Below are 3,875 nucleotides of genomic sequence, written 5' to 3'. Positions count from 1 at the left end.
GTCGGTTTTTATGTGTATTTCGTCTATACACATAATTAGTGTAAGGCATTTATGCAAACTATACATACAAAAGTTGCATGCAATTTAATGCGAAGTGGCATTTATTTACATACTCATCACAGGGGTGCATTTTATGGTTCTGCTGCCTGACAAAATAATAATAGCCCCTTCAGAGGCTAATTTTGGGTTAGTCAAATATATTGTTGCCTTGGCAAACCATTGAAATAAATAGACTTATGCCAAAGGTACCCCCCGGGGGGGTACCCCTCAAAAGGTGCTAGATCTCAGGGTAGAAATCGAAGAAAGCATCAATGCTCATGCGTAGCTGAGCTTCAATCTGTTCCCGGCTTCCTTCCAGAACATGCATGGTCACATGCGCTTCGTTGCCATTGTTCAGCGTGACGGGGGCGTCGCCCACTGCCGCAATCTCATCTGCGGGCAGCAGCCTCATTCCGTAGACCAACGTAAGATTTGCCATAGCCTCAATTGTGTCACTAAATGCACGTTGAATCCTTTTCCCCAATCGCGCATTTACACTAAGAGAGTTCATATGCCAGAAAACAATACTCGCGACACCGTCATCCTCGGGTCCGGCTGCTCCGGACTGACCGCCGCCATCTACGCTGCCCGCTCAAACCTCAAGCCCCTGGTCCTCGAAGGTCACGAGCCCGGCGGCCAGTTGTCCATCACCACGTTGGTCGAAAACTTTCCCGGCTGGCCCGACGGTATCCAGGGTCCTGAGCTGATCGAGAACATGAAGAAACAGGCGGTCCGCTTCGGCGCCGAGCTGCGCATGGCCCATCTCGCCTCGATCGATCTCAGCAAGCACCCCTTCGAGCTGAACCTCGGCAACGAGATCATCCACACCCGGACGCTCATCATCGCCTCCGGCGCAAGCGCCCGCTGGCTAAACCTGCCGTCCGAACAGGCCCTCATCGGCCACGGCGTCAGCTCCTGCGCCACCTGCGACGGCTTCTTCTTCTCCGGCAAGGAGATCGCCGTCATCGGCGGTGGCGATTCGGCCATGGAAGAGGCGCTCTTCCTCACCCGCTTCGCCTCCAAGGTCACGCTGATCAATCGCAGCGAGAACTTCCGCGCCTCGAAGATCATGCTGGATCGCGCCATTGGCCACCCCAGCATCAAGTTCCTCTCCAGCACCACGGTCGAAGAGGTACTCGGCGTCGAAGAGAAGGACGTAAAAGGGCTACGCCTCAAGAACCTCATCTCCGGCGAAGAGTCCGTCCTTCCCGTCTCCGCGATGTTCCTCGGAATCGGCCACATCCCTAACGCCTCGGCGTTCAAGGGAATGCTCGATCTCGACGAAGACGGCTACATCCTGACCCAGAACAACGTCTTCCCCACGTTGAACGGCGAGATCATCCCCGGCGTCTTCGCCTGCGGCGACATTCAGGACCGTCGCTACCGCCAGGCCATCACAGCAGCCGGATCAGGCTGCATGGCCGCGCTCGAGGTAGAAAAGTACCTGGAAGAGCGCGGCAGATAAGACAGAGTCATGTCAATCGCCGATAATCTCGCTCGCCTGCACGAACAGATTGCTCAGGCCTGCCGCCAGAGCAATCGCCATGAGAGCGAGGTAGCTCTCATGGCCGTCAGCAAGGTTCATCCAGTCGAAGTCATTCTGGATGCCTATGCGGCGGGTCAACGCCTCTTTGGCGAAAACCGCGTGCAGGAGTTTCAAGAGAAGTCGCAGCATCTCGACACACTGACGGACGCCAGCTTTCATCTGATCGGTCCGCTGCAATCGAATAAGACAAACAAAGCAGCCGAGTTATTTGACGCGATCGACGCTGTAGATTCGTTGAAGATTGCGCAACGGTTGAACACCGCCGCAGACGCATTGGGTAAAAAATTGCCGGTGCTGATCGAGGTAAAGCTGAGCCACGAGGAATCGAAGCACGGTCTCGCTCCAGAGGAACTTCCCGAACTGCTGACTGCGATAGAAGGCCTCGAATCAATCGAAGCCGTCGGCCTGATGACTGTTCCGCCATGGTCGCTCGATGCTGAGACGGCACGCCCCTACTTCAAAGTGCTGCGTCAGCTCCGGGATGAATCGCAGAAGGCTCACCCCGCACTGACACAGCTCTCGATGGGCATGTCGAACGATTTTGTCGTCGCAATTCAGGAAGGCAGCACCTGCGTCCGCGTCGGCACGGCGCTCTTCGGCAAGCGGGAGTATCCGGCATGATCGAAGAAGTTTTTAATCTAGCTCACGATGTCGCCGATGGATGCACACTGCCGGTGCGCGTACGTCCGGGAGCAAAGAAAAACGACATTGGCGGCATCCATGCTGGCGCAGTAAAGATCTCGTTGACGACGCCGCCCGTCGATGGACGTGCCAACGAGGCGCTTATCGAGTTCGTCGCGGGACTGCTGCGGATCCAACGGGCGCGCATTGCCATTCTTTCCGGCGCGACCAGCCGCATGAAGGTGCTTCGCATTACAGGAAAAAGCGCGGCCGAGGTTCAGTCCGCGCTCTTTCCCGTTGAGCTTTGCTGATTAGGGAGCTTTGTTAATTATTTGAAGGTCGCCTTAGCTGTGGGAGCGACGGTGATTCCCTCCCCTTCAGCCGCTGTTACTTTGACATTGCTTCCGGTAACGTCTGCGTAGGCAATCGCCATCCCTTTTTTGGCCTGAATATCGACGTTCTTCATGACGAGGTCCTTTACCGGAGCCTCAGGCAAGCCGATGATGACGCCTGCCCACGCGCTGTTGATCGACTTCACGTTCTCGATGGTGATGTTGTGGAAGTGCGGTGTCAGCCGCTGCACCGGCTCTGCGGCGACCTCGCCCTGAGGAAGCGCTTTCGGATAGTACTCGCTGATGAGGATCGAGGTCTTCACGTTCTCCATCGTGATGTCTTTGAAGGAGATGTTGCTGACGTCGTTGCCGCGGTCGCGGTTCGCCTTGATGCGGATTCCCTGATCGGTGCCGGTGAAGTGGATACGTTCGGCGTGAATGTTCTGTGCGCCGCCGGCGATCTCGCTGCCGATGGAGAGACCATGGCCATGCATGAACTCGCAGTCGGTGATGGTGATGTTCTTGCTCGGCGCGTCAGGGCCGGGCGAGTTGATCATGCCGCTCTTGATGGCCACGTTGTCGTCGCCTACATCGGCATAGACATGGTCAATGACAACGTTGCTGGAACTGAAGGGATCGATGGCGTCAGTGTTCGGCGAGTGCTGCGGAGCGAGAATGCGGACATTACGGATCACAACATCGTCGCTGTAGTACGGAACGATCTGCCAGTAAGGCGAGTTCTGAACCGTAATGCCTTCCATGCGAACGTGCTTGCAGTGGTCGAAGACGACGCCTCTTGGCCGCGAGTTCTCACTGCCAAGCACACCGGCGTTCTTTTGCGTCCGCGCCAGCGCCCACCAGCTTGCGCCGTTGCCGTCGATGACTCCTCCGCCTGTGATGGCGATGTTGTGAGCATTGGTCGCACCGACAAGGGACTGATAGCCAGGACCACGAAACTCGGCCTTTGCCGGATAGTCGGCATGATCGGGAGAGCCCAGCAACGTCGTCCCTTTAGCGATGTCGAGGGTGATGTTGCTTTTGAGCACAATCGGAGCAGACAGGAACGTGCCACCCGAGAGCTTCACGGTGCCTCCCCCGGCTTTCTCGCAGTCGTCGATCGCCTTCTGGATAGCCTGCGTGTCTTTCGTTGTGCCATCCGCTTTCGCGCCGTAGCTGCGGGCATCACAGACCTTGCCTGCTGCTACCGCTGGGATAACTGTACCGATCATTAAACCTGCCACTGCAACCGCCGTCCATCGAATACCGCTCGTTTTCATGACTTCCCCCATACGCACATTGTTCTCTTGGGAAATATTACCTGCAATTGGTCATACCAC

The 3,875-nt window shown here is 56.5% G+C and carries 5 protein-coding genes; 3 read left to right on the top strand and 2 right to left on the bottom strand.

The features are described 5' to 3' along the window. Positions 1-277: 277 nt before the first annotated feature. Positions 278-478 carry an allantoinase gene (locus VMU57_RS21010; protein ID WP_121470247.1) on the bottom strand — a complete coding sequence of 67 codons (201 nt, stop codon included), beginning with the start codon at positions 476-478 and terminating at the stop codon, positions 278-280. 72 nt (positions 479-550) lie between these two features. Here VMU57_RS21010 and trxB point away from each other — a divergent pair, with 72 nt between their 5' ends. The 3 genes from trxB to VMU57_RS20995 are packed head-to-tail and all read left to right on the top strand — an operon-like array spanning position 551 to position 2,517. Next, positions 551-1,504: a thioredoxin-disulfide reductase gene (gene trxB, locus VMU57_RS21005; protein ID WP_325387017.1), complete on the top strand. Its 954-nt coding sequence runs from the start codon at positions 551-553 to the stop codon at positions 1,502-1,504. A gap of 9 nt (positions 1,505-1,513) precedes the next feature. Beyond that, on the top strand, positions 1,514-2,206 hold the full coding sequence (locus VMU57_RS21000) for a YggS family pyridoxal phosphate-dependent enzyme (RefSeq protein ID WP_325387015.1): 693 nt from the start codon (positions 1,514-1,516) through the stop codon (positions 2,204-2,206). Further along, entirely contained in the window at positions 2,203-2,517 is a 315-nt protein-coding gene (locus VMU57_RS20995; protein ID WP_325387013.1) for a DUF167 domain-containing protein, read from the top strand. The genes VMU57_RS21000 and VMU57_RS20995 overlap by 4 nt, the downstream gene beginning before the upstream one ends. A 17-nt stretch (positions 2,518-2,534) precedes the next feature. Here VMU57_RS20995 and VMU57_RS20990 read toward each other — a convergent pair whose 3' ends face one another. Further along, a complete protein-coding gene (locus tag VMU57_RS20990; protein WP_325387011.1) occupies positions 2,535-3,815 on the bottom strand; it encodes a glycoside hydrolase family 28 protein in 1,281 nt (426 codons plus the stop codon). Between the last annotated feature and the right edge of the window lie 60 nt (positions 3,816-3,875).

It is taken from the genome of Edaphobacter sp. (assembly GCF_035532915.1).
Classification (GTDB): domain Bacteria; phylum Acidobacteriota; class Terriglobia; order Terriglobales; family Acidobacteriaceae; genus Edaphobacter.
Note: the sequence above shows the minus strand (reverse complement) of the source record. Positions and strands in the feature narration are given on the sequence as shown.

Bases quoted from the DNA above. Each gene is read 5' to 3' on its own strand.
- trxB (WP_325387017.1), top strand. From the start codon at position 551: ATGCCAGAAAACAATACTCGCGACACCGTCATCCTCGGGTCCGGCTGC.
- VMU57_RS21000 (WP_325387015.1), top strand. From the start codon at position 1,514: ATGTCAATCGCCGATAATCTCGCTCGCCTGCACGAACAGATTGCTCAG.
- VMU57_RS20990 (WP_325387011.1), bottom strand. From the start codon at position 3,815: ATGAAAACGAGCGGTATTCGATGGACGGCGGTTGCAGTGGCAGGTTTA.
- VMU57_RS20995 (WP_325387013.1), top strand. From the start codon at position 2,203: ATGATCGAAGAAGTTTTTAATCTAGCTCACGATGTCGCCGATGGATGC.
- VMU57_RS21010 (WP_121470247.1), bottom strand. From the start codon at position 478: ATGGCAAATCTTACGTTGGTCTACGGAATGAGGCTGCTGCCCGCAGAT.